Below are 23,622 nucleotides of genomic sequence, written 5' to 3' on the forward strand. Positions count from 1 at the left end.
CTTACATTCCTTTAACGGCAAAAATCCCGTTGGCGTTCCGCCAGTAGCCCTTGTAGTCCATGCCGTAACCGAAGATATAACGGTCGATGCATGGCAGGCCGACAAAATCGGCTTTCAGGTCCGGGCGAGCCTTGCGGTCGTGGTCCTTGTCGATCAGCACGGCGGTGTGCACGGCGCGGGCGCCAGCGTGTTTGCAGAAGTCGATGATCGCGCCCAGGGTGTGACCTTCGTCGAGGATGTCGTCGATGATCAGCACGTCACGGTCGATGAACGACACTTCCGGCTTGGCTTTCCAGAACAGATCGCCGCCGCTGGTTTCGTTGCGATAACGAGTGGCGTGCAGGTAGGACGCTTCGAGCGGGAAGTTCAGATAGGTCAGCAGCTTGCCGGAGAAAATCAGCCCGCCGTTCATCACGCAGAACACCACCGGATTGCTTTCAGCCAGCTGGTCGTTGATTTGTGCACCGACGCGGGCGATAGCCGCCTCGACTTCAGCTTCGGTGTACAGGCAGTCAGCCTCTCGCATGATTTGACGGATATGCTCGAGATCAGCGGACATGGCGCTCTCCTGGGGGGTGGTAACGGGGGGGGACTAAGTGAGGAAAAGCGGGCAAAGGTACGCATCAAGCGAGGCCAGATCAAGCGTTTGTGGACTAACGTACTGTATGTCTATAGGACAACACCCTCGGATAGATTAATCTAGGCCGGTTTTTTTGCCCGCCGCCGGAGCCTTTCCCATGCCCATCCTTGAGATCCGCCATCCGCTGATCCGTCATAAACTCGGCCTTATGCGCCGCGCCGACATCAGCACAAAGAATTTTCGTGAGCTCGCTCAGGAAGTCGGTGCCCTGCTGACCTATGAAGCCACCAAAGACCTGCCGCTGGAAACCTACGATATCCAAGGCTGGGCCGGCACTGTGTCGGTCGAGAAAATCGCCGGCAAGAAAATTACTGTAGTACCGATCCTGCGCGCCGGTATCGGCATGCTCGAAGGCGTGCTGAGCCTGATCCCGGGCGCCAAAGTCAGCGCCGTCGGCGTGGCCCGCAACGAACAGACCCTGCAGGCCCACACCTATCTGGAAAAACTGGTTCCGGAAATCAATGAACGCCTGGCGATGATCATCGACCCGATGCTCGCCACCGGCAGCTCCATGGTCGCTACCATCGACCTGCTGAAAAAGGCCGGTTGCCGGGATATCCGCGCGATGGTGCTGGTGGCTGCCCCTGAAGGCATCGCCGCCGTAGGCAAGGCTCACCCGGACGTGACCATCTACACCGCCTCCATTGACGAAAAACTCAACGAACACGGTTACATCATTCCAGGCCTGGGCGATGCCGGTGACAAGATCTTCGGCACCAAGCAGAAGGACGCTTGAGCATGCAGCAAGAGTTCAACGATCCGCTCTGGCGCACGGTGCTGTCGGGTGCGCAGATGCTGTTCGTGGCCTTCGGCGCTCTGGTGTTGATGCCGCTGATTACCGGCCTCGACCCGAACGTGGCGCTGTTCACCGCAGGCCTGGGGACGATTCTGTTCCAGATCGTCACCGGGCGTCAGGTGCCGGTGTTCCTGGCGTCGAGCTTTGCCTTCATCACCCCGATCATTCTCGCCAAGGGCCAGTTCGGCCTCGCGGCGACCATGGGCGGCGTGATGGCGGCCGGTTTCGTCTACACCTTCCTCGGCCTTGCGGTGAAGATCAAAGGCACCGGTTTCATTGACCGTCTGCTGCCGCCAGTGGTGATTGGCCCGGTGATCATCTCCATCGGCCTGGCCATGGCACCAATCGCCGCCAACATGGCGATGGGCAAGGCCGGTGACGGCACCGAACTGATTCATTATCAGACGGCCATGCTGATCTCGATGCCAGCGCTGCTGACCACCCTGATCGTCGCAGTGTTCGGTAAAGGCATCTTCCGCCTGGTGCCGATCATCTCGGGCGTGCTGGTGGGTTTTGCGATGGCGTTCTACTTCGGCGTCGTTGATACCGCGAAAATTGCCGCCGCACCGTGGTTTGCGATCCCGCACTTCACCGCGCCGGAATTCAACTGGCAGGCGATTCTGTTCATCGTTCCGGTGGCCCTGGCCCCGGCCATCGAGCACATCGGTGGCGTGATCGCCGTCGGTAGCGTGACCGGTCGCGATTACCTGAAGAAACCCGGCCTGCACCGCACCCTGCTCGGCGATGGCATTGCCACCACCGCAGCCGGCCTGTTTGGCGGTCCACCCAACACCACCTATGCCGAAGTGACGGGCGCGGTGATGCTGACCAAGAACTACAACCCTAAGATCATGACCTGGGCGGCGATATTCGCCATCAGCCTGGCGTTCATCGGCAAGTTCGGCGCGCTGCTGCAAAGCATTCCAGTGCCGGTGATGGGCGGGATTCTGTGCCTGTTGTTCGGTTCGATCGCGGCGGTGGGCATGAACACGCTGATTCGCCACAAGATCGACCTGGGCGAAGCGCGCAATCTGGTGATTGTCTCGGTGACCCTGGTGTTCGGGATTGGCGGCGTATTGGTCGGCACCGGCACAGGGCCGGACGACTTCGGCCTCAAAGGCATCGCGCTGTGCGCCGTGACGGCGATTGCGCTGAACCTATTGCTGCCGGGTAATGACAGCTGGAAGCACAAGAAGGCGAATGATCAGTTGCTTTGAAGACTTAAGGTCTTTATTGCAGTGAGATAGCCATCGCGAGCAAGCTCGCTCCCACACTGGATCTTCAGTGAGCACAAAGATCAAATGTGGGAGCGAGCTGGCTCCGGGCGGCGATCCGACGATGCTTTTAAAGGGCCAACGGGGCTCTTTCGCACAAGGTGCTCAACGCCCGCGCCCACTGCGGATCGTCGTTAAGGCACGGCACCAGCACCAACTCCTCTCCCCCCGCTTCGCGGAACTGCTCCCGCCCGCGATCACCGATCTCTTCCAGGGTCTCGATGCAATCGGCAACGAACGCCGGGCACATCACCAGTACCTTCTTCACGCCCATTCCAGCCAATTCATCGAGGCGCGCTTCGGTGTAGGGTTCGATCCATTTCGCTCGACCCAGACGCGACTGGAACGACACCGACCACTTGCCGTCCGGCAGCCCCAGCCGCTTGGCAAACTCGGACGCCGTGCGCAGGCATTGGGCGCGGTAGCAGGTCACCAATACTTCTGGCGAAGCGTTCAGGCAGCAATTATCGCTTTTGAAGCAATGGTGACCGGTAGGGTCGATCTTGGTCAGGTGCCGCTCCGGCAATCCGTGAAAGCTTAGCAACAGGTGATCGTGCTCCTGCGCCAGATGCGGCTTGGCGCTGGCCACCAGCGCATCCAGGTATTCCGGCTGGTCGTAAAACGGCTGAAGTATCGAAAACTGCAGGTCAAGGTTCTTCTCCCGCACGACCCGTTTGGCTTCTTCGATCACCGTGGTCACGGTGCTGTCAGCGAACTGCGGATACAGAGGCGCCAACGTAATACGTTTGACCCCCTGCCCTGCCATGCGCACCAGCACCGACTCCATCGACGGCTCACCGTAACGCATCGCCAGTTCCACCGGACCGTGGGTCCACTGGGCCGTCATGGCCTGTTGCAGGCGACGGCTGAGCACCACCAACGGCGAGCCCTCTTCCCACCAGATCGAGGCGTAGGCGTGGGCAGACTGCTCCGGGCGCCTGAACAGGATCAGCGACACCAGCAAACGTCGCACCGGCCATGGCAGGTCGATCACATACGGGTCCATCAGAAATTGATTGAGGTAACTGCGCACATCCGCCACCGAGGTGGAGGCCGGAGAGCCCAGATTGACCAGAAGCAATGCGTGATCGGTCATGCAACGTCCTATTTCAAAGGCGGCTGGAAAGGTCGTCCAGAGCCGCGCGCAAATCAGTGAACTGGAAAGTGAAACCCGCATCCAGCAAGCGAGCCGGTACGGCCTTCTGGCCGCCCAGCAACAACAATGACAACTCACCCAGACACACCTTTAACGCCAGGGCCGGCATGGGCATGAACGTCGGGCGGTGCAGCACGCCGCCCAATGTCTTGGCAAACTCGCGGTTGCGCACCGGTTTGGGCGCGCAGGCATTATAAGGACCACTGGTGTCTTCCTGATGCAGAAGAAAATCAATCAAGGCGATTTGATCGTTGATATGGATCCACGGCATCCACTGCCGGCCATTGCCGATAGGCCCGCCCAGTCCCATTTTGAACGGTAGCAACAGCCGCGACAAAAAGCCGCCCTCGGCCGACAACACCAGCCCGGTGCGAACGAAGATCACGCGAAGGCCCAAGCCTTCGGCACGCTGGGCGGTTTCTTCCCAGGCGATGCACAACTGGCTGGCAAAATCATCGATGACCGGTGGAGATTTCTCGGTCAATTCCCGCTCACCCCCGTCACCGTACCAACCGACTGCAGACCCCGAAATCAACACCTGCGGTTTTTGTTCACAGGTTTCGACCCAGGCCAGCAGGGTTTCGGTCAGGGTGATGCGGCTACTCCACAACAGCGCTTTGCGTCTGGTTGTCCAGGGCCGATCGGCAATCGGTGCGCCTGCCAGATTGATAATCGCATCCACCGGCTCCTGGCCGATGTCCTCGAGGCGGGCCACTCCGCGCACTTGGGCACCGCAGATTTTCGCAACTTTTTCAGGCTTGCGACTCCAGACCGTCAGGCGATGCCCCTGACTCAACCAGAGTCCGCAGAGCTGACGTCCTATCAAACCAGTACCGCCGGTCAGCAATATGTGCATGACTACTTCCTCGCGTGGCGTTTAACCCTGATCACTAGTCTATTTTTATAAGCAGGGATCTTTGTTATCGGGCAGGCTCTGTGTTTAACAATAGGCCAAGCTGTCAGAACGAGAACGCTAAAAGTTATACCAAAAAACAATATTGTACAGGTTTCAACCACGGCGTAGTCTGTACAGAAAGGTAAACGAGGCCCCTATGACTTTACCTATCGCAATCATCGGCACCGGCATCGCCGGGCTCTCCGCCGCCCAGGCCCTGACAGAGGTCGGGCATGTCGTTCAACTTTTCGATAAAAGCCGCGGCAGTGGCGGACGCATGTCAAGCAAGCGCAGTGATGCGGGGGCTCTGGACATGGGCGCGCAATATTTCACTGCCCGCGATCGCCGCTTCGTCACTGAAGTCCAGCGCTGGCAAGGCAACGGCTGGGTCGCCGAGTGGATGCCGCAGCTCTACACCTATCACGGTGGCCAGCTCAACCTGTCGCCGGACGAACAGACGCGCTGGGTCGGCACGCCGCGCATGAGCGCAATCACCCGTGGCCTGCTCGGCGACCTGGAAGTGCATTTCGCCTGCCGCATTACCGAGGTCTATCGCGGCGAAGAGCACTGGCATCTGCAGGACGCCGAAGGCTTCACCCACGGCCCGTTCAGTCATGTGATTATCGCCACGCCGGCGCCACAGGCGACGGCACTGCTGGCCTCCGCGCCGAAACTCGCCGGCGCCGCCGCCGGGGTGAAAATGGACCCGACCTGGGCTGTCGCTCTGGCGTTCGAGACACCGCTGGATACTCCCATGGAAGGCTGCTTCGTACAGGACAGCCCGCTCGATTGGCTGGCCCGCAACCGCAGCAAGCCCGGACGCGACAACACCCTCGACACGTGGGTATTGCATGCGACCAGTGCCTGGAGCCGACAACATATCGACCTGCCCAAAGAAGCCGTGATCGAGCAATTGCACGGCGCATTTGCCGAGCTGCTGCACAGCGCCATGCCCGCCCCGACCTTCAGCCTCGCCCACCGCTGGCTTTACGCCCGGCCCGCCAGCAGCCATGAATGGGGAGCACTGGCCGATGCCGATCTGGGCCTCTATGTGTGTGGCGACTGGTGCTTGTCCGGTCGTGTCGAAGGCGCCTGGCTCAGCGGCCAGGAAGCCGCCCGCCGCTTGCATGCGCATCTGCAGTGAACCGCATCAATCCGGTAGGAGGCCGACGGTAAAACTTATACAAATAGTTTGACTTGTACACCTTTGAATCTATGATGAAGTTATGTTGTACAGACCGAACAGTCTGTACAGGTTTAGATTCGAGGTGCTCCGATGCCCCACATCACCGTGAAACCAAAGATTGCCATCAGCGCCTGCCTGATGGGCGCAGAAGTGCGTTTTAACGGCGGGCACAAGGAATCGCGGCTGTGCAGTCGCACCCTCACTGACTATTTCGATTTTGTCCCGGTTTGCCCCGAAGTCGCCATTGGCCTCGGTATTCCCCGTGAACCGATCCGTCTGGTGGGTGATCCACAACATCCCGAAGCCGTCGGCACCGTTAACACAACACTCAATGTCACCCGGCCACTGGCCGAATACGGTCAGAAAATGGCCGCAGAACTGGTCGACCTCTGCGGCTATATCTTCATGCAGAAATCCCCGTCATGCGGCCTGGATCGGGTCAAGGTCTACCACGCCAACGGCGCGCCGGTGGACGGAGGTGGCCGTGGCATCTACGCCCAGGCGTTCTGTGCGCGGCATCCGGATTTACCGGTGGAAGAAGACGGCCGACTCAACGACCCGGTGCTGCGAGAAAACTTCCTCACCCGCGTGTTCGCCTACAGTGCCTGGCAGCAGTTGCTGCGCGACGGCCTGACTCGCCGTGGCCTTACGGACTTTCACTCGCGCTACAAATACCTGCTGATGGCCCACAACCCGGTGCAATACAAAACCCTGGGTACCCTGCTGGGCAACATGGGCCAGACCGACCCGAACGAACTTGGTCCACGCTATTTCAGCGAGCTGATGACGGCCTTGAAAAAATGCGCCACACGCCGCAGCCACACCAACGTCCTGCAACACATCAGTGGCTATCTCAAACAGGCAATCAGCCCTGAAGACAAACAGGAAGTGCAGCACGTCATTGGGCAATACCGCCACGGCATCGTGCCGTTAGTGGTGCCGTTGACGCTGCTCAAACACTACTTTCGCCAACATCCGGATCCGTACATTGCGCAACAGGTTTACCTGCAACCGCATCCGGAAAATCTCAGTCTGCGAAACGCGATCTAATGACAATCCAATGAAAAGCCCACTCGACACCAGCGCCAGCGAAGACCTCGGCGCCGACTTCAAGAAAGCCCTCGACGAAGGCTGGCTGCCGATCCGTGAAGTCGCGCGGCAGACCGGCGTCAACGCCGTCACCCTGCGGGCCTGGGAACGGCGTTATGGCCTGATCGTGCCGCAACGCACGCCCAAGGGGCATCGGCTGTTTTCTGCCGAACACGTTCAACGCATCCTGACGATCCTCACCTGGCTCAACCGCGGTGTGGCCGTCAGCCAGGTCAAGCAACTGCTCGACACCCCGCAGGCCTTTACCGAATCAGTCGAAAACGATTGGCAAGTGCTGCGCCATACGCTGCTGCAGGCGGTCACTCAACTGAACGAGCGCACTCTCGATGACACCGTCAATCAGGCCATGGCGCTGTATCCACCACGGACCTTGTGCGCACAACTGCTGATGCCGCTGCTGGCTGAACTGGAGCAACGCTGGCAAGGACAGTTCGGCGCGCAGATGGAGCGGGTGTTTTTTTACTCCTGGTTACGCAGCAAATTTGGCGCACGCATCTACCATAACAACCGTCAGTTACGTACCGCGCCACTGTTGTTGATCAATCACTCGGACCTGCCACTGGAACCTCACCTGTGGCTGACCGCCTGGCTGATCAGCAGCGCCGATTGCCCGGTGGAGGTGTTCGACTGGCCACTCCCAGCCGGCGAACTCGCGCTGGCGGTCGATCACCTGCAAGCCCGCGGCGTACTGCTGTATTCCAGCAAAGCCATGAACCTTTCGCAGTTGCCGAAACTTTTGAATGGTGTCAGTTGCCCAAAAATGATTGCCGGACCAACGGTATGCATCCACCACGCCGAGTTGTCCGTAAAAACTACTGAGATCGCTGATTTGTTCTTGGCCGAAGACCCGCTAATCGTCCATCAGGACCTGATTCAGCGTGGACTGATTTAATGAAACGTACGGACACCACCATGCAATTGATCTGGTTGCGCAGCGACTTGCGCCTACATGACAACACCGCCCTTTCGGCGGCCGCTGCTCGCGGTCCGACGGTAGCGGTGTACCTGCTGAGCCCGGACCAATGGCTGGAGCACGACGATGCGCCGTGCAAAGTGGATTTCTGGTTGCGCAATCTTGGCGAGTTGAGCCGTACGCTGGGCGAACTGAATATTCCTTTGCTGATCCGCACGTCATCACGCTGGGATGAAGCGCCGAAGGTGCTGCTTGAACTGTGTCAGCAATTGAAGATCGACGCGGTGCACGTCAACGAGGAATACGGCATTCATGAAAGCCATCGTGATGACGCCGTGGGCGAATCGCTCAAGGCCCATGGCATCGATTTCTATAGCTACCTCGATCAACTGCTGTTCAAACCGGGCAGCGTGCTAACCAAGACCGGCACTTACTTTCAAGTCTTCAGCCAGTTCCGCAAAGCCTGCTACGACCGTCTGCGCGCGTCGTTACCAGGGCTGGTCGTCGCACCCGCGGTTCAGGGGCCACTTGCTATCGGCAGCGACAAAATCCCATCAAGCGTTGAAGGTTTCAAAACGCCGATCCTCAGCCTGCGCACACTCTGGCCTGCCGGTGAAGCCGAAGCCAGGCGCCGTCTCGACACCTTCGCCGACGCCCAGATTGACTATTACAAAAACGAGCGAGACTTCCCGGCCAAACCGGGCACCAGTCAGCTCTCGGCTTATCTTGCCGCCGGGGTGATTTCCCCTCGCCAATGCCTGCGCGCTGCCCTGCAAAGCAATCAAGGGGAGTTCGAAAGCGGCAAGGTCGGCGCGGTGACCTGGATCAACGAACTGCTGTGGCGCGAGTTCTACAAACACATTCTGGTGGGCTACCCACGGGTCTCGCGTCACCGTGCTTTCCGCCCGGAAACCGAAGCCCTGGCCTGGCGCGACGCCCCGGAAGAACTGCTGGCGTGGCAAGAAGCCCGCACCGGCCTGCCGATCATCGACGCGGCCATGCGCCAATTGCTCGAAACCGGTTGGATGCACAACCGACTGCGCATGGTCGTGGCGATGTTCCTGACCAAAAACCTGCTGATTGACTGGCGTGAAGGCGAGCGCTTTTTCATGCGGCACCTGATCGACGGCGACCTCGCGGCGAACAACGGTGGCTGGCAGTGGAGCTCGTCTACTGGCACCGACTCGGCGCCCTACTTCCGGATTTTCAATCCGTTGAGCCAGTCGGAAAAATTCGACAGCGAAGGCGTGTTCATCAAGCACTGGCTGCCGGAACTGGCCGGGCTGAACAAAAAGGACGTGCACAACCCGGCCAACCTTGGTGGGTTGTTCGGCGTGGCAGATTATCCGTCGCCAATCGTCAACCTAAGCACCTCGCGCCAACGGGCGCTGGCCGCGTTCAAGAACCTGCCATCAAGACAACAGGCCGGAGGACACGATGAGTGATTTCCTGCGCCGTTTTGCCCAACAGTTTGCAGCCTTGGACAAGGACAACCTGCTACGCCTAGATCAGCTCTACACCCACGACGTGCACTTCACCGATCCTCTGCACGAAGTTCAGGGCCTGGTGCAAATGCGCAGCTACTTCGCCGAGCTCTACGCCAACGTCAGCGATCTGCACTTCGACTTTCATGGCTTAGACCAGATCAGCGAAGGCGAGGGCTATTTGCGCTGGGTCATGAGTTATCGCCATCCGCGTCTGGCGGGCGGTCAGTTGATTCGGGTCGATGGCTGCTCGCACCTGCTTTGGCGCGATAAGGTTTATCGCCATCGGGATTACTTCGATGCCGGGGCGCTGCTTTACGAACATGTACCCGTACTGGGTCGGGCGATTGCCTGGCTGAAAAGGAGAATGGGATGAGTTTTACACCACCACGGCGATACTGGTTAACCGGCGCCAGCAGCGGCATTGGCGCCTCGCTGGCCGAAGAAATACTGAAAACCGGCGCCCACGTCGCCGTCAGTTCACGCTCGGCGGCAGTACTGAAAGTCTTGTCCCTGCGTTATCCGGGGCAAGTGCTGGTGGTGCCCGGTGACTTGACCAACAGCCAGACAGTCCGCGAAATCGGCGCGCAAATTGCCGAAGACTGGGGATCACTGGACACGGTGATTCTCAACGCAGGCACCTGCGAATACGTCGACGTTCAGCAATTCGATTCGTCGATTGTCGAGCATGTGGTGCGCACCAATTTGCTCGCCAGCGCGTACTGCATCGAGGTGGCCTTACCGCTGCTGCGCAAGGGTACCGCGCCGCACTTGGTGGGCGTCGCCAGTTCGGTGACGTATTTGCCGCTACCCCGCGCCGAAGCTTATGGTGCGTCAAAGGCCGGGCTGCGCTACTTGTTCGAATCGTTGCGCATTGATCTGGCGCCGGAAGGCATTGAAGTCACCGTGGTCAGCCCGGGGTTTGTCGAGACACCGTTGACGGCGAAGAACGATTTCCCGATGCCGCTCAGTTGGCCTGTGGATAAAGCTGCGCAGCACATCTTCGCCAAACTCAAAAAACGCCCACTGGAGATCGCGTTTCCCGGACTGTTCATGGCCGCGCTCTGGCCGCTGTCAAAAATGCCCAACGGCGTGAAACTGGCGATCGGCAAGCGCATGGTGCGCAGCAGTCCGCCGATCAAGGATGTCCCTTGAACATCGCCATCATCGGCAGCGGGATCTCGGGGCTGACCAGCGCCTACCTGCTCAATCGCAGGCACGAGATCACTCTGTTCGAGGCCAGCGACTGGGTCGGCGGTCACACCCACACGGTGGACGTGACTGTCGATGGCCAGCGCTATGCAGTGGACACTGGCTTTATTGTGTTCAACGACTGGACCTACCCTAATTTCATTCGCCTGCTGGGCCAGCTCGGCGTGGGCTTCAAACCCACCGAGATGAGTTTCTCGGTCACCGACCCGGACTCGGGCCTTGAGTACAACGGCAACAACCTCAACAGCTTGTTCGCCCAACGTCGCAACCTGATGTCGCCAGGGTTCTGGGGCATGTTGCGGGACATCCTGCGCTTCAACAAAGAAGCCCAGCGCGACCTCGAAGAACAACGGATCGCCGCCGACACCACCCTCGATCAATACCTGAAGGCCGGCGGTTACGGCGAGCGCTTTATCCTGCATTACATCGTGCCGATGGGCGCGGCGATCTGGTCGATGTCCATGGCCGACATGCTCGGTTTCCCGTTGCAGTTCTTCATCCGGTTTTTCAAGAATCACGGCTTGCTGTCCGTCAGCAATCGTCCGCAATGGAGTGTGATCGAGGGTGGCTCAAGCGCTTATGTCGCACCTCTGACCGCGTCTTTTAAAGGCAAGATCCGCCTCAATTGCCCGGTGACCCGCGTTGAACGCGATGAAGACGGCGTCGTTATCCATAGTGCCGCCGGCAGCGAGCGTTTCGACAAAGTGGTGTTCGCCTGCCACAGCGATCAGGCCCTCAAACTGCTGGCCAAACCGAGCAGCGCCGAACAGTCGATCCTCGGTGCCCTGCCCTACGCCGACAACGAAGTGGTGTTGCACACCGACACGCGCTTGCTGCCGGTGCGAAAACTTGCCTGGGCAAGCTGGAATTATCGCCTCGGTGGTCCCGGTCACACGCTGGCCGCCGTCACTTACGACATGAACATTCTGCAAGGCATCCAGAGCGACACCACGTTTTGCGTCAGCCTCAATCAGAGCGCAGGCATCACCCCGAACAAAGTGCTGGCCAAATTCACCTACGCCCATCCGCAATACAGCCTGGCTGCCGTCGCCGCGCAAGCGCGTTGGGATGAATTGGACGGCGCGCACCACACCTGGTTTTGCGGCGCTTATTGGGCCAGTGGTTTCCATGAAGATGGTGTGGTCAGTGCGCTGCGGGTTGCTCGCTCACTGGGAGAAGTGTTGTGAACAGCGCCCTTTATAGCGGCTGGATCGCCCATCGGCGGTTTGCCCCGCGGCGCCATGAATTCCGTTACCGGATCGGTCTGCTGTACCTGGACCTCGATGAACAGGACGCGGTGCTTGGCTTGTCGCCGCTGTCCGGCACCAGCCGTTTCGCGCCGTTTTCGTTTCGCGAAACCGATTACTTGAAAGCCTTCACTGGCAGTGGCATGCGTTTGATCGACGCGGTACGCCAGCAAGTCGCCGAGGTAATCGGCCATGTGCCACACGGCTCGATCTGCCTCCTGACCCAAGCCCGCAGTTGGGGCCTGTCGTTCAACCCGGTGAGTTTTTTCTACTGCCATGAGGCCGACGGCCAACTGGCGGCGATTCTCTGCGAAGTCACCAATACGCCGTGGCGCGAGCGTTACCACTACGTGTTGCCGGCCAAGGCACCGACGAACGTGCAGGACTTCCACCAGCATTTCGCCGTGGCCAAGGCGTTTCATGTGTCGCCGTTTCTACCGCGCGATATTGAATACCGCATGAGCTTCAGCCCCGCCGCGCAAAAACTCGGCGTGCACATGGCGGACTGGCAAGGCGAACTGAAACTGTTCGACGCCACGCTCAACCTGCACCGCGAAGCCCTCACCCGCGGCAGCCTGCACCGTTACTTGCGGCGCTTTCCGTGGATGACCGCGAAAACCTGTCTGGCGATTTATTGGCAGGCCGTGCGCTTGTTACTGAAACGCACACCGATATTTGCTCATCCTGCTGCCGATGGCAGATTTCAGACCACCATTGTTCCCCCCAAGGATCGCCGCCATGAAATCCTCTAGTGTCTCGGCCAAAACCAGCCTGTTAAGTACCAACAGCCTAACCGGATCGTTGCTGCGCCGTGGTGTGTTGCGGCAGATGGCGCAGCTCAAACACGGGCAACTGGTGGTCTTCGAAGACGGCGAACGGCACGTCTTCGGTACCGCCGGCAGCCATCCCGTGGGCGAAATCCATATCCTCGACGCCGCGGTCTGGGGACTGGTGGCGAGTAACGGCTCGATTGGCGCGGGCGAAGCGTTTATCCACGGCTACTGGAGTTCGCCGGATTTGACGGCAGTGGTGCGTGTCTTCGTCAGCAACCTTGACGTGCTGGATGCGCTGGAAGGTGGACTGGCAAAACTGAGCCGCCCGTTCGTGCAGAGCCTGCACTGGCTCAATCGCAACACGCGCAAGGGCTCGCAGAAAAACATCGCTGCACATTACGACCTCGGCAATGACTTGTTCGAGCAGTTTCTCGACCCGACCATGATGTATTCCGCCGCGCAGTTCCTCACCCCTGAAGACACCCTGGAACAGGCGCAACTGAACAAGCTCGAACGTATCTGCCAGAAACTCGCGCTGCAACCCAGCGATCACCTGCTGGAAATCGGCACCGGCTGGGGCAGCATGGCGCTTTACGCCGCCCAGAATTACGGCTGCAAAGTCACCACCACCACGCTGTCGAAAAAGCAGTACGCCTACACCGCGCAACGGATCGAAGCCCTGGGTTTGCAGGACCAGGTCACACTGCTGCTGTCCGATTATCGCGACCTGAGCGGGCAGTACGACAAACTGGTGTCGATCGAGATGATCGAGGCGGTTGGTCATCGCTTCCTGCCGACCTACTTCAAGCAATGCGCGCATCTGCTCAAGAGCAACGGCTTGATGCTGTTGCAAGCGATCACCATCCGCGAGCAGCGCTACGAACAAGCCAAGAGCAATGTCGATTTCATCCAGCGTTACATCTTCCCCGGCGGCGCCCTGCCCTGCGTGCAGAAAATGCTGGAGATTGTCAGCCGTGACACCGACATGAACCTGCTGCACATGGAGGATTTCGGCCTGCACTACGCCCAAACCTTGCGCCTGTGGCATGAGAATTTTCGCCGCGCCCACGGTCGCTTGAGCGAAATGGGCTACGACGACTATTTCCTGCGGCTGTGGGAATTTTATCTGTGCTACTGCGAAGGTGGTTTCCTGGAACGCACCATCGGCACGGCGCAATTGCTACTGGCCAAACCCGCCGCAATGCCGGCGCCGCTGCTCGGCCGATTCGATGCATGAACGATTGGCAAATGCCGCGCTATTTCAGATCGGCTGGTTTGCCTGCGTGATCGGAGGCAGTGGTCTGTGGTTGCTGGTGGCGTTGGCGGTGCTGGTGATTCATCTGTTGTGGATAAGTCGCGGGGCCAATGAAGGCCGACTGATCCTCAGCGTGGTGCTGCTGGGAACGACGGTCGACAGTTCGTTGCGCTGGCTTGGGGTGTTCGACTTCAACGATGTCGCGCCGCTGATTCCGCCGTGGCTGATGCTGTTGTGGGCGTTGCTGGCAACCACTTTGCGCCATTGCCTGCAATGGACCGCCAATCCCTGGTGGCTCGGCAGCCTACTGGGCGCCGTCGGTGGGCCGCTGTCGTATTACGCGGGAGGACAATTGGCCGGGGTGCAATTTCCCTTCGGGCAATCGCCGACACTGATCGGCATCGGATTACTGTGGGCGCTGCTGTTTCCCACGCTGCATTTCATGGCTCAGCGGCTGGCGTCCGACACCCACAGCTGAGCGTCCGTCAGGCCTTTCACACAGCCCCGGCCCACTGCCTTACACTGCGAGCCATGAAAACCATTCCCCACATGCAAATCGTCGAACCGGTGGTCACTTGCTCGACCTGCGCAGCTTGCTGCTGTCAGCTCGAAGTCATGCTGATCACCGACACAGGCGTGCCCGAACGTTTTATCGATACTGATGACTGGGGTGGGGAAGTCATGTTGCGTCTGGATGACGGTTGGTGTGCTGCGCTGGATCGCAACAGCATGATGTGCACCATCTATGAAAAACGCCCGTTGATTTGCCGGGAGTTCGAGATGGGCGCACCGGAATGCATCGACGAACGCCAGGGGATTACCACGGCGTATCGATGAAGTCGAAGTCAGTCGAATACGAATGTGGGAGCGAGCTCGCTCCCACATTAAAAGCACTGAGGCTTACAACGGCATCGTGTAGTGCAGCGAGTAGCTTTCTACGCCGTCGTTGTAACTGTTAAGACCGGCATTGGAGTAGTGCGTTGCACGAATCCCGACTTCATGTCCGCCCGCAAAGCGCAGACCAAAGCCGAATCGGTCTTCGAACTGAAAAGCACCACCGAGGTTGTTGCTTTCAAGTTCGCTATGAGAGAACAACGCCACGCCAATCCCGGCCTCCAGGTACGGCTTGACGTTCTGACCGGCAAACTCGTAAACAAACACTGGCGAGAACGACAGGCTGTGGTTGCTGGAGGTCTTGTCGCCTTCCCAATAGGTGTAGGCACCGCTCCAGTAACCGGTCACGCGACCGACATCACTCTGCAACCAGCTCTTGTCCCAATCGAATTGCATGCCCAGTCTATAGGTCATGGTCGAGTCGCTGGTCTCGCCAACCGCGAACTCCACGCCTGCCGCCTGTGCAGTAAAACTGTGCCCCATCAGTGCGGCCGCAATCGCGGCCAAGCAGAATAGTCGCTTCATTAGAAACATCCTTTTCCGAACAATTTCGTATGGTTTTTTTGTTGCTTGACGCTATAGAAGTCGACGATTAATCAGAAGCTCACCCCAGCTACTCGTTTGCCTCGAGTTTTGTTTGCTCCTTGAAGCTTCGCACAACGCCAGCGGTATTCCACAGTATTGGCAAGATATTTCTGAAATGCTCCGGATCGGCACTCGTCCAGAACTGTGCAGCACGAGCAGGCTCCTCGGCGAGCAATTCACGCTCGGCCAACAGACGCTGAAGTTGCCGCGCTACAGCGGCGCCTGTGTCGATCAAGCTGATGTCATCGGGGATCATCTGCTTAAGCAACGGCTTTAGGAAGGGGTAATGCGTGCAGCCGAGAATTATTGTGTCGCACCCGGCACCGAGCAGCGGTTCGACATACCTGGCCAGCAATTGGCGCAGGGTCGGACTGTGCAAATCACCGTTTTCAATCAGCTCCACCAGGCCGGGGCACGGCTGAGTGATGACTCGCACATCGGTGGCGAATCGGTCGAGCAACGCGGCGAACTTGGCACTCTGCAAGGTGCCGGTGGTGGCGAGCACACCGACCACACCGCTGCGGGTGGCGGCAGCGGCCGGTTTGACCGCCGGCTCCATGCCGACGATGGGCCACTCGGGATAATCGCGCCGCAAGTCTGCAACGCCAGCGACAGTCGCCGTGTTGCAAGCCAGCACCAAGGCCTTGGCGCCCTGCTGCTGAAAAAAACCGGCCATCACACTGCAACGATGACGGATGAATTCCGGGGTTTTCTCGCCGTAGGGAATATTCCCGCAATCGGCGACGTACAACAGTGACTCGTTGGGCAGCAAACGCTGGATCTCGGCCAGCACCGAAAGCCCACCGACGCCGGAGTCGAACACGCCAATCGGCGCTTCACGCATGCTTCGAACCACAGACGCTGCAGCCCGGATCACGCTTGACCCGCAGTTCGCGAAAGCGCGAGCCCAAGGCATCGATCAACAACAGACGCCCCACCAGCGGCTCGCCGAAACCCACCAGCAACTTCATGGCTTCCAGCGCCTGAAGGCTGCCCACCAGGCCAACCAAAGGCCCGACGACGCCGGCTTCGCTGCACGTCAGTTCGGCTTCGCTGCCGTGACCATATAAACAGTGGTAGCACGGACTCTCCGGGCGACGCGGGTCGAACACCGACAACTGCCCTTCCAGCCGAATCGCAGCGCCACTGACCAGCGGTTTGCAGGCGGCGACACACGCAGCGTTGACCGCTTCGCGGGTGGAGAAATTATCGGAACAGTCCAGCACCAGATCCACCGCAGCCACAGCGGCGGCCAGCGAATCTTCGTCCAGCGCGGTGCGATGGGCGATCAACTGAATCTCGGGATTGATCGCACTCAGTCGGCGGATCGCCGAGTCGACTTTGCTCAAGCCGACACTGTTGGTGTCGTGAACGATCTGGCGTTGCAGGTTGGTCAAGTCGACGGTGTCGAAATCCGCCAAATGCAACTCGCCGACGCCGGCGGCTGCCAGATAAAGCGCAACCGGCGAGCCGAGACCGCCGAGACCGACGATCAACACGCGGCTCTCCTTCAGTCGCAACTGGCCGTCGATGTCGACGTGCTGCAACAGAATCTGCCGACTGTAGCGCAACAATTCCTGATCATTCAGCACGGCAGGCGCCCCAGGCTGATACGTTCGTGACCGCCCAGATCGGTGCGGCTGTGGACTTCTTCAAAACCGCGAGTCAGCAGTAAATCGCGTACTGCTGTGGCTTGATCATAACCGTGTTCGAGCATCAGCCAACCGCCCGTCTCCAGATAATCCGGCGCCTGGGCGACGATCAGACGCAGATCGTCGAGCCCGTCGACGCCAGCCACCAAGGCACTGGCCGGTTCAAAGCGCACATCGCCTTCCACCAGGTGCGGATCGGCGGAGGCGATGTAAGGCGGGTTACTGATGATCAGTTGAAAACGCTGACCTTCCAGCGCGCTGAACCAGTGACTGCTCAGCACGGTGGCGTTGTTCAGGTGCAAGCGCTGGCGATTGCGCTCGGCCAGGGCCACGGCTTCGAGCACGCGATCCACGGCGGTCACCTTCCAGGCCGGACGCTCGCTGGCCAGGGCCAGGGCAATGGCGCCGCTGCCGGTGCCGAGATCGAGGACCTTGGCAGGTGTCGCGGGCAACAATTCCAGTGCGGCTTCCACCAGCAGTTCGGTGTCCGGACGCGGAATCAGCGTGTGCGGTGCAACTTCCAGATCAAGCTTCCAGAAACCTTGCTGGCCGAGGATGTAGGCCACTGGCTCACCGCTACGACGGCGTTGCAGGTATTCGGAAAATTTCAGCGCCGCTTCGCTCGGAACGATGCGCTCGGGCCAGGTGTGCAGAAAACTGCGGGACTTGCCCAACGCAGCGGCCAGCAACAATTCGGCATCCAGGCGCGCGGTGGGCGAATCCGGCAGGTCGGCGGCGCGTAACAAACTGGCAATGATCGTCATTTACTCACCTATCGCCGCCAATTGGTCGGCCTGGTATTCGGCCAGCAACGGCTCGATCACCGCATCGACACCGCCCGCGAGGATTTCGTCGAGGGAATACAGCGTCAGGTTGACCCGGTGGTCGGTGACCCGGCCCTGGGCAAAGTTGTAGGTGCGGATCCGCTCGGAGCGATCACCCGAGCCCACCAGCAATTTACGCTCGCTGGCGATGGCATTGGCGGCGGCGCTGGTCTGCTGATCGTTGAGCTTGGCCGACAGCCAGGACATCGCCCGGGCGCGGTTCTTGTGCTGGGAACGCTCTTCCTGGCACTCGACGACGATACCGGACGGCAAGTGCGTGATGCGGATCGCCGAGTCCGTCTTGTTAACGTGCTGACCACCGGCACCGGAAGATTTGTAGGTATCGATGCGCAAATCCGAGGGGTTGATCTCGATCGCTTCCTGTTCGTCCGGCTCGGGCAATACGGCTACGGTGCAGGCCGAGGTGTGGATGCGCCCCTGGGACTCAGTTGCCGGAACCCGTTGTACGCGGTGTGCACCGGATTCGAATTTCAGCTTGCCGTAGACGTTGTCGCCTTCGACGCGAGCGATGACTTCTTTAAAGCCGCCGTGTTCACCGATGTTCTCCGAGAGGATTTCCACCCGCCAGCCACGACGCTCGGCGTAACGCGAATACATGCGGAACAGGTCGCCGGAGAAAATCGCCGCCTCATCACCGCCGGTGCCGGCGCGGATTTCGAGGAACACGTTGCGCCCATCGTTCGGATCCTTGGGCAGCAGCATGCGTTGCAGGCTGGCTTCGATGTCGATCAGTTGCTCTTTGGCTTCGCGGACTTCTTCCACGGCCATTTCGCGCATGTCCGGATCGCTGTCCTTGAGCAGCGCCTGGGCGCCTTCAAGGTCGCTTTGTACTTTGAGCAACTGTTTATAGGTTTCGACAATCGGTTCGACTTCCGCGTATTCCTTGGAATAGGTGCGGAATTTATTCTGATCGGAAATGACTTCGCCGTCGCCAAGCAAGGCAGTCAATTCCTCGAAACGGTCCTGGAGGATGTCCAGCTTATTGAGCAGTGACGCTTTCATTGCGGTTTCTTATCCGAAAAGCTATCCGATGAGCCCTCATTCAGGGCAAAGAGTTCCTGGGCCATGGCCAGCGCATCGAGGCGGCCTTCGGCAGAGAGCTTTTTCAATTGCACGCTCGGTGCGTGCAAGAGTTTGTTGGTCAGCCCCCGCGCCAGTTGCACCAGCACGTCTTCGGCGCTGGTGCCGTTGGCCAACATGCGCTGGGCCTTCTGCAATTCTTCGTCGCGCATGCGCTCGCTTTGTTGGCGATAGGCCTTGAGCACATCCACCGCCGCCAGCTCACGCAGGCGGACCATGAAATCTTCGGCACCGATCGAGACCATCTCTTCCGCCGCCTGAGCTGCGCCCTGGCGACTCTTGAGGTTCTCGGCGACCACTTCGTGGAGATCGTCGACGCTATAAAGGTAAACGTCGTCCAGTTCGCCGACTTCCGGCTCGATATCCCGGGGGACGGCGATGTCTACCATAAAGATCGGCTTGTGCTTGCGCAGTTTCAAGGCGCTTTCCACCGCGCCTTTGCCAAGGATCGGCAACTGGCTGGCGGTGGAGCTGATGACGATGTCGCTGCGCACCAGTTCCGCCGGGATGTCCGAAAGCAACACCGCGTGGGCGCCGAACTGCTCGGCCAGAATGCTCGCGCGCTCCAGGGTGCGGTTGGCGACGACGATGCGCCTTACACCCAACTCGTGCAGATGGCGGGCGACCAGGGTGATGGTCTCGCCGGCGCCGATCAGCAAGGCCTGGCTGCGTTGCAGGTCGCTGAAAATCTGTTTCGCCAGACTGACCGCGGCAAACGCCACGGACACCGGGTTCTCGCCGATGGCGGTGTCGGTGCGCACCTGTTTGGCGGCATTGAACGTGGCCTGGAACAGCCGCCCGAGCAACGGACCGATGGTGCCGGCCTCGCGGGCCACGGCGTAGGCCGATTTCATCTGACCGAGAATCTGCGGTTCGCCCAACACCAGCGAATCAAGCCCGGAGGCCACCCGCATCATGTGACGAACTGCCGCATCATCTTCGTGCACATAAGCGCTCGCGCGCAGCTCTTCGAGGCTCAAATGGTGATAATCAGCCAGCCAGCGCAAAATAACGTCAGCCGAAAGGTGATCCTGTTCTATATAGAGTTCACTGCGATTGCAGGTGGAGAGGATCGCAGCTTCGCGGCTGTCGGTGAGTCGGCAGAGCTGCTGCAAGGCCTCCACCAGCTGCTCAGGGGTAAAGGCCACGCGCTCGCGGACGTCTACTGAAGCAGTCTTGTGGTTAATACCGAGTGCAAGGAAGGCCATTCAAGGTCGCTGATAGTGACGTGAAGCCGGCAATTGTCCTACTTCGACAGAGCCAGAACAACTACCGCTGACTATTGTCCCAATGACCCGCCTCTATAAAGACACCCATTGAGACTCGGTTATGTTTGGCCGAAGGCTTGTGTCATGATGATCCGACCGCAGGTTAGTCGTCCTCTTCCTATATGAATAGATCTTCCGCGTTGCTCCTCGCTTTTGTCTTCCTCAGCGGCTGCCAGGCCTTGGCACCCGTTTCGTCGGACGGTACGCCGCCGGTCGAAGACAGCACTCCAGCCCCTGAAAAGCCCAAGGTTTACAGCTCATTCAGTGAAGAAACCATCTTCAATCTGTTGAGCGCCGAACTGGCTGGCCAGCGCAATCGTTTCGACATTGCCCTGGACAACTACGTGACCCAGGCCATCAATACTCAGGATCCGGGCATCTCCGAGCGGGCATTCCGTATCGCCGAATACCTGGGCGCCGATCAGGCTGCCCTGGACACCGCGTTGATCTGGGCGAAAAACGCCCCGCAAGACCTTGAGGCGCAACGGGCAGCTGCCGTGCAACTGGCTCGTGCCGGGCGTTATGACGACTCCATGGTCTATATGGAGAAAGTCCTGCAAGGCAAGGGAGACACGCATTTCGACTTCCTCGCCCTGTCTGCGGCCGATACCGACCAGGACACGCGCAACGGCTTGATGAAAGGTTTTGATCGCTTGTTGCAGCGCCATCCGAAAAACGGCCAGCTGATTTTCGGCAAAGCCTTGCTGCTGCAACAGGACGGTGACGCCAAAGGTGCGCTGGGCCTGCTGGAAGACAATCCGCCGGAGGACGGCGAAATAGCGCCAATCCTGCTGCGCGCACGCCTGCTGCAGACCCTCAGGCGTGGCGATGAAGCCTTGCCGCTGCTGCAAAAAAGCATCAAGAAATACCCGGACGACAAACGCCTGCGCCTGACTTACGCGCGCATGCTGGTTGAACAGGACCGCATGGACGATGCCAAAGCCGAGTTCTCGAGCCTGGTTCAGCAGTACCCGGAAGACGACGAACTGCGTTACTCCCTGGCGCTGGTCTGCCTGGAAGCCAAGGCCTGGAATGAAGCCAAGGGCTATCTGGAAGACTTGATCGCCCGGGAAAGCCACGTCGATTCGGCGCACTTGAACCTCGGTCGTATCGCTGAAGAGCGCAATGACCCTCAAGGCGCGCTGATCGAGTACGCCCAGGTCGGCCCAGGCAACGATTTCCTGCCGGCGCAATTGCGTCAGGCCGATATCCTGATGAACAACGGCAAGACCGCCGAAGCCCAAAGCCGTCTGGCTGCGGAGCGCGATGAGCAGCCCGATTACGCGATTCAGTTGTATTTGATCGAAGCCGAAACCTTGTCCGCCAATAAACAGCCCGACAAAGCCTGGAATGTATTGCAGCAAGCGTTGCAGCAATACCCGGACGATCTGAACCTGCTGTACACCCGCGCCATGCAAGCGGAAAAACGCAATGACCTGTCGCAGATGGAAAAAGACCTACGACTGATCATCAAGCGCGACCCGGACAACGCGATGGCGCTGAACGCCCTCGGTTACACCCTGTCCGACCGCACGACGCGCTACGCCGAAGCCAAGGCCTTGATCGAACAGGCACACCAGATCAATCCTGAAGACCCGGCGGTACTCGACAGCCTCGGCTGGGTGAACTTCCGCATGGGCAATCTCGACGAAGCCGAACGCCTGCTGCGCAAGGCGCTGGAGCGCTTCCCCGATCAGGAAGTCGCCGCGCACCTGGGTGAAGTCCTGTGGGCCAACGGCAAGCAACGGGAAGCCAAACAAATCTGGAGCAAGTTCCTCAAGGAGCAGCCCGACAGCCCCATCCTGCGCAGCACCATCAAGCGCCTGACCGGATCAGAGACTCTTTAAGATTATGTTTTTGCGCCACCTCATTGTTTTCAGCTTCATCGCCCTGCTCGCCGGTTGCGCGGGCTTCGGTGCCCGCGAATCGGTCCAGGGTCAAGGCAACCCGGCCCAATGGGGCGAGTACAAACAGCAACTGACCAGCCTTGACGGCTGGCAGATCAACGGCAAGATCGGCATTCGCGCCCCGAAAGATTCGGGCAGCGGCACATTGTTCTGGCTGCAGCGACAGGATTACTACGACATTCGCCTCTCCGGCCCCCTGGGTCGCGGCGCAGCACGCCTGACCGGTCGCCCCGGCAAGGTCTCGCTGGAAGTTGCCAATCAGGGCCGCTATGAAGCGCCGACGCCTGAAGTGTTGGTCGAAGAACAACTGGGCTGGAAGCTACCAGTGTCGAATCTGGCCTGGTGGGTTCGCGGGCTCCCGGCTCCGGACAGCAAAAGCCGTCTGACGCTGGATGCCGACAGCCGCCTCGCCAAACTTGAGCAGGATGGCTGGCAGGTCGAATACCTCAGCTATGCTGAGCAAAACGGCTTTTGGCTACCCGAGCGGATCAAACTGCACGGCACCGACCTTGACGTCACGCTGGTGATCAAGGAATGGCAACCTCGCAAATTGGGGCAGTGAACATGACCGCTCCGCGCTTGACGCTGCCCTCCCCGGCCAAACTCAATCTGATGCTGCACATCCTCGGTCGCCGTGAAGACGGCTACCACGAGCTGCAGACTATTTTTCAGTTTCTCGATTACGGCGATGAAATCACGTTCGCCGTTCGTGATGACGGCGTGATTCTACTGCACACCGAATTCGATGGCGTTCCTCACGACAGCAATCTGATTGTTCGAGCTGCAAAAAAACTTCAGGAGCAATCCGGTTGTTCACTCGGTATCGACATATGGATCGAAAAAATTCTGCCCATGGGCGGTGGAATCGGTGGCGGCAGTTCAAATGCCGCGACCACTTTGCTCGGCCTCAATCATCTCTGGCAACTGGGTTGGGATGAGGATCGGCTGGCCACTTTGGGCCTGACGCTTGGCGCGGACGTCCCGGTTTTCGTGCGTGGGCACGCGGCTTTTGCCGAAGGCGTGGGGGAGAAACTGACCCCTGTTTACCCCATCGAGCCGTGGTATCTCGTGCTTGTGCCGCAAGTCTCTGTAAGTACAGCAGAAATTTTTTCAGATCCGTTGTTGACACGTAACTCTTCTCCCATTAAAGTGCGCCCCGTTCCCAAGGGAAACAGTCGAAATGACTGCTTGCCGGTGGTAGCAAGGCGTTATCCAGATGTACGTAACGCATTGAATTTGTTAGGTAAATTTACCGAAGCAAAACTCACCGGAACTGGAAGTTGTGTGTTTGGGGGCTTCCCAAGCAAAGCTGAAGCTGATAAAGTCTCGGCCCTTCTTACAGAGACCCTTACAGGGTTTGTAGCAAAGGGAAGCAACATTTCGATGTTGCATCGCAAGCTGCAAAGTCTGCTCTAAAAGGAATCGAGTACTGGGTACTCGTTGCAACAGA

Annotated in this window: 25 protein-coding genes; 16 read left to right on the forward strand and 9 right to left on the reverse strand. The window is 59.3% G+C overall.

What is annotated here, in order from left to right; genetic code table 11:
- Position 1: 1 nt before the first annotated feature.
- Positions 2–559 (reverse strand): hypoxanthine-guanine phosphoribosyltransferase, encoded by a 558-nt coding sequence (locus FQ187_RS06800; protein ID WP_033061274.1) that lies wholly within the window; start codon positions 557–559, stop codon positions 2–4.
- A 178-nt stretch (positions 560–737) separates the two neighbouring features.
- Between FQ187_RS06800 and upp the strand changes: the two genes are divergently transcribed.
- Both upp and FQ187_RS06810 read left to right on the forward strand, forming a co-directional pair.
- Complete coding sequence (upp, locus tag FQ187_RS06805; protein WP_134418993.1) at positions 738–1,376, forward strand: uracil phosphoribosyltransferase; 639 nt, start codon at positions 738–740, stop codon at positions 1,374–1,376.
- A gap of 2 nt (positions 1,377–1,378) precedes the next feature.
- Positions 1,379–2,653: a uracil-xanthine permease family protein gene (locus FQ187_RS06810; protein WP_134418994.1), complete on the forward strand. Its 1,275-nt coding sequence runs from the start codon at positions 1,379–1,381 to the stop codon at positions 2,651–2,653.
- Positions 2,654–2,780: 127 nt separating this feature from the next.
- Here FQ187_RS06810 and hemH read toward each other — a convergent pair whose 3' ends face one another.
- Both hemH and FQ187_RS06820 read right to left on the reverse strand, forming a co-directional pair.
- Positions 2,781–3,806: a ferrochelatase gene (gene hemH / locus FQ187_RS06815; RefSeq protein WP_149628882.1), complete on the reverse strand. Its 1,026-nt coding sequence runs from the start codon at positions 3,804–3,806 to the stop codon at positions 2,781–2,783.
- 13 nt (positions 3,807–3,819) lie between these two features.
- A complete protein-coding gene (locus FQ187_RS06820; RefSeq protein ID WP_149628883.1) occupies positions 3,820–4,722 on the reverse strand; it encodes a TIGR01777 family oxidoreductase in 903 nt (300 codons plus the stop codon).
- 196 nt (positions 4,723–4,918) lie between these two features.
- On the opposite strand from FQ187_RS06820, the gene FQ187_RS06825 reads away from it, so the two are divergent.
- From FQ187_RS06825 to FQ187_RS06875, 11 genes are all read left to right on the forward strand, one after another.
- Positions 4,919–5,905, forward strand: coding sequence for an NAD(P)/FAD-dependent oxidoreductase (locus tag FQ187_RS06825; protein ID WP_149628884.1), 987 nt, complete (start codon positions 4,919–4,921; stop codon positions 5,903–5,905).
- Positions 5,906–6,037: 132 nt separating this feature from the next.
- Positions 6,038–6,997 (forward strand): DUF523 and DUF1722 domain-containing protein, encoded by a 960-nt coding sequence (locus FQ187_RS06830; RefSeq protein ID WP_149628885.1) that lies wholly within the window; start codon positions 6,038–6,040, stop codon positions 6,995–6,997.
- A 10-nt stretch (positions 6,998–7,007) separates the two neighbouring features.
- Positions 7,008–7,949, forward strand: coding sequence for a MerR family transcriptional regulator (locus tag FQ187_RS06835; protein WP_134419002.1), 942 nt, complete (start codon positions 7,008–7,010; stop codon positions 7,947–7,949).
- Between the two features lie 20 nt (positions 7,950–7,969).
- Positions 7,970–9,415, forward strand: a complete 1,446-nt coding sequence (phrB, locus tag FQ187_RS06840; protein WP_149628919.1) for a deoxyribodipyrimidine photo-lyase — start codon at positions 7,970–7,972, stop codon at positions 9,413–9,415.
- Complete coding sequence (locus tag FQ187_RS06845; RefSeq protein WP_129441288.1) at positions 9,408–9,830, forward strand: nuclear transport factor 2 family protein; 423 nt, start codon at positions 9,408–9,410, stop codon at positions 9,828–9,830. Before phrB ends, FQ187_RS06845 begins: the two co-directional genes overlap by 8 nt.
- Positions 9,827–10,609 (forward strand): SDR family oxidoreductase, encoded by a 783-nt coding sequence (locus FQ187_RS06850; RefSeq protein WP_129441286.1) that lies wholly within the window; start codon positions 9,827–9,829, stop codon positions 10,607–10,609. The genes FQ187_RS06845 and FQ187_RS06850 overlap by 4 nt, the downstream gene beginning before the upstream one ends.
- Positions 10,606–11,853 carry an NAD(P)/FAD-dependent oxidoreductase gene (locus FQ187_RS06855; protein ID WP_149628886.1) on the forward strand — a complete coding sequence of 416 codons (1,248 nt, stop codon included), beginning with the start codon at positions 10,606–10,608 and terminating at the stop codon, positions 11,851–11,853. The genes FQ187_RS06850 and FQ187_RS06855 overlap by 4 nt, the downstream gene beginning before the upstream one ends.
- Positions 11,850–12,665 (forward strand): DUF1365 domain-containing protein, encoded by an 816-nt coding sequence (locus FQ187_RS06860; protein WP_046053441.1) that lies wholly within the window; start codon positions 11,850–11,852, stop codon positions 12,663–12,665. Before FQ187_RS06855 ends, FQ187_RS06860 begins: the two co-directional genes overlap by 4 nt.
- The gene (locus FQ187_RS06865; protein WP_129441282.1) at positions 12,652–13,923 is read left to right on the forward strand and encodes a cyclopropane-fatty-acyl-phospholipid synthase family protein; all 1,272 of its coding nucleotides are present in this window, start codon (positions 12,652–12,654) and stop codon (positions 13,921–13,923) included. The genes FQ187_RS06860 and FQ187_RS06865 overlap by 14 nt, the downstream gene beginning before the upstream one ends.
- On the forward strand, positions 13,916–14,419 hold the full coding sequence (locus FQ187_RS06870; RefSeq protein WP_149628887.1) for a DUF2878 domain-containing protein: 504 nt from the start codon (positions 13,916–13,918) through the stop codon (positions 14,417–14,419). The genes FQ187_RS06865 and FQ187_RS06870 overlap by 8 nt, the downstream gene beginning before the upstream one ends.
- Positions 14,420–14,472: 53 nt before the next feature.
- Positions 14,473–14,778 (forward strand): YkgJ family cysteine cluster protein, encoded by a 306-nt coding sequence (locus FQ187_RS06875; RefSeq protein WP_149628888.1) that lies wholly within the window; start codon positions 14,473–14,475, stop codon positions 14,776–14,778.
- Positions 14,779–14,841: 63 nt separating this feature from the next.
- On the opposite strand, the gene FQ187_RS06880 is transcribed toward FQ187_RS06875, so the two are convergent.
- From FQ187_RS06880 to hemA, 6 genes are all read right to left on the reverse strand, one after another.
- Entirely contained in the window at positions 14,842–15,360 is a 519-nt protein-coding gene (locus FQ187_RS06880) for an acyloxyacyl hydrolase (RefSeq protein WP_046053445.1), read from the reverse strand.
- 88 nt (positions 15,361–15,448) lie between these two features.
- On the reverse strand, positions 15,449–16,264 hold the full coding sequence (murI, locus tag FQ187_RS06885) for a glutamate racemase (RefSeq protein ID WP_149628889.1): 816 nt from the start codon (positions 16,262–16,264) through the stop codon (positions 15,449–15,451).
- Positions 16,257–17,012 carry a molybdopterin-synthase adenylyltransferase MoeB gene (locus FQ187_RS06890; RefSeq protein ID WP_149628890.1) on the reverse strand — a complete coding sequence of 252 codons (756 nt, stop codon included), beginning with the start codon at positions 17,010–17,012 and terminating at the stop codon, positions 16,257–16,259. The genes murI and FQ187_RS06890 overlap by 8 nt, the downstream gene beginning before the upstream one ends.
- Complete coding sequence (gene prmC, locus FQ187_RS06895) at positions 17,006–17,836, reverse strand: peptide chain release factor N(5)-glutamine methyltransferase (RefSeq protein ID WP_149628891.1); 831 nt, start codon at positions 17,834–17,836, stop codon at positions 17,006–17,008. Before prmC ends, FQ187_RS06890 begins: the two co-directional genes overlap by 7 nt.
- Entirely contained in the window at positions 17,837–18,919 is a 1,083-nt protein-coding gene (prfA, locus tag FQ187_RS06900; RefSeq protein ID WP_046048306.1) for a peptide chain release factor 1, read from the reverse strand. It lies immediately after the preceding gene.
- Entirely contained in the window at positions 18,916–20,205 is a 1,290-nt protein-coding gene (gene hemA, locus FQ187_RS06905; RefSeq protein WP_149628892.1) for a glutamyl-tRNA reductase, read from the reverse strand. The genes prfA and hemA overlap by 4 nt, the downstream gene beginning before the upstream one ends.
- Before the next feature lie 182 nt (positions 20,206–20,387).
- On the opposite strand from hemA, the gene FQ187_RS06910 reads away from it, so the two are divergent.
- Genes FQ187_RS06910 through ispE form a run of 3 tightly spaced genes read left to right on the forward strand, consistent with a single transcriptional unit; the run spans position 20,388 to position 23,588 of the window.
- Positions 20,388–22,112 (forward strand): tetratricopeptide repeat protein, encoded by a 1,725-nt coding sequence (locus FQ187_RS06910; RefSeq protein WP_149628893.1) that lies wholly within the window; start codon positions 20,388–20,390, stop codon positions 22,110–22,112.
- 4 nt (positions 22,113–22,116) lie between these two features.
- Positions 22,117–22,734: a lipoprotein insertase outer membrane protein LolB gene (gene lolB / locus FQ187_RS06915; protein ID WP_149628894.1), complete on the forward strand. Its 618-nt coding sequence runs from the start codon at positions 22,117–22,119 to the stop codon at positions 22,732–22,734.
- Positions 22,735–22,736: 2 nt separating this feature from the next.
- Complete coding sequence (gene ispE, locus FQ187_RS06920) at positions 22,737–23,588, forward strand: 4-(cytidine 5'-diphospho)-2-C-methyl-D-erythritol kinase (protein ID WP_149628920.1); 852 nt, start codon at positions 22,737–22,739, stop codon at positions 23,586–23,588.
- Positions 23,589–23,622: the final 34 nt, after the last annotated feature.

Source organism: Pseudomonas sp. ANT_J28, from assembly GCF_008370005.1.
Classification (GTDB): Bacteria; Pseudomonadota; Gammaproteobacteria; order Pseudomonadales; family Pseudomonadaceae; genus Aquipseudomonas; species Aquipseudomonas frigoris.

What these genes read in the sequence shown, in the direction of transcription:
- FQ187_RS06800 (WP_033061274.1), bottom strand. Translation starts at nt 559, where the DNA reads ATGTCCGCTGATCTCGAGCATATCCGTCAAATCATGCGAGAGGCTGAC.
- upp (WP_134418993.1), top strand. Translation starts at nt 738, where the DNA reads ATGCCCATCCTTGAGATCCGCCATCCGCTGATCCGTCATAAACTCGGC.
- FQ187_RS06810 (WP_134418994.1), top strand. Translation starts at nt 1,379, where the DNA reads ATGCAGCAAGAGTTCAACGATCCGCTCTGGCGCACGGTGCTGTCGGGT.
- hemH (WP_149628882.1), bottom strand. Translation starts at nt 3,806, where the DNA reads ATGACCGATCACGCATTGCTTCTGGTCAATCTGGGCTCTCCGGCCTCC.
- FQ187_RS06820 (WP_149628883.1), bottom strand. Translation starts at nt 4,722, where the DNA reads ATGCACATATTGCTGACCGGCGGTACTGGTTTGATAGGACGTCAGCTC.
- FQ187_RS06825 (WP_149628884.1), top strand. Translation starts at nt 4,919, where the DNA reads ATGACTTTACCTATCGCAATCATCGGCACCGGCATCGCCGGGCTCTCC.
- FQ187_RS06830 (WP_149628885.1), top strand. Translation starts at nt 6,038, where the DNA reads ATGCCCCACATCACCGTGAAACCAAAGATTGCCATCAGCGCCTGCCTG.
- FQ187_RS06835 (WP_134419002.1), top strand. Translation starts at nt 7,008, where the DNA reads ATGAAAAGCCCACTCGACACCAGCGCCAGCGAAGACCTCGGCGCCGAC.
- phrB (WP_149628919.1), top strand. Translation starts at nt 7,970, where the DNA reads ATGCAATTGATCTGGTTGCGCAGCGACTTGCGCCTACATGACAACACC.
- FQ187_RS06845 (WP_129441288.1), top strand. Translation starts at nt 9,408, where the DNA reads ATGAGTGATTTCCTGCGCCGTTTTGCCCAACAGTTTGCAGCCTTGGAC.
- FQ187_RS06850 (WP_129441286.1), top strand. Translation starts at nt 9,827, where the DNA reads ATGAGTTTTACACCACCACGGCGATACTGGTTAACCGGCGCCAGCAGC.
- FQ187_RS06865 (WP_129441282.1), top strand. Translation starts at nt 12,652, where the DNA reads ATGAAATCCTCTAGTGTCTCGGCCAAAACCAGCCTGTTAAGTACCAAC.
- FQ187_RS06870 (WP_149628887.1), top strand. Translation starts at nt 13,916, where the DNA reads ATGCATGAACGATTGGCAAATGCCGCGCTATTTCAGATCGGCTGGTTT.
- FQ187_RS06875 (WP_149628888.1), top strand. Translation starts at nt 14,473, where the DNA reads ATGAAAACCATTCCCCACATGCAAATCGTCGAACCGGTGGTCACTTGC.
- FQ187_RS06880 (WP_046053445.1), bottom strand. Translation starts at nt 15,360, where the DNA reads ATGAAGCGACTATTCTGCTTGGCCGCGATTGCGGCCGCACTGATGGGG.
- murI (WP_149628889.1), bottom strand. Translation starts at nt 16,264, where the DNA reads ATGCGTGAAGCGCCGATTGGCGTGTTCGACTCCGGCGTCGGTGGGCTT.
- prmC (WP_149628891.1), bottom strand. Translation starts at nt 17,836, where the DNA reads ATGACGATCATTGCCAGTTTGTTACGCGCCGCCGACCTGCCGGATTCG.
- prfA (WP_046048306.1), bottom strand. Translation starts at nt 18,919, where the DNA reads ATGAAAGCGTCACTGCTCAATAAGCTGGACATCCTCCAGGACCGTTTC.
- hemA (WP_149628892.1), bottom strand. Translation starts at nt 20,205, where the DNA reads ATGGCCTTCCTTGCACTCGGTATTAACCACAAGACTGCTTCAGTAGAC.
- FQ187_RS06910 (WP_149628893.1), top strand. Translation starts at nt 20,388, where the DNA reads ATGAATAGATCTTCCGCGTTGCTCCTCGCTTTTGTCTTCCTCAGCGGC.
- lolB (WP_149628894.1), top strand. Translation starts at nt 22,117, where the DNA reads ATGTTTTTGCGCCACCTCATTGTTTTCAGCTTCATCGCCCTGCTCGCC.
- ispE (WP_149628920.1), top strand. Translation starts at nt 22,737, where the DNA reads ATGACCGCTCCGCGCTTGACGCTGCCCTCCCCGGCCAAACTCAATCTG.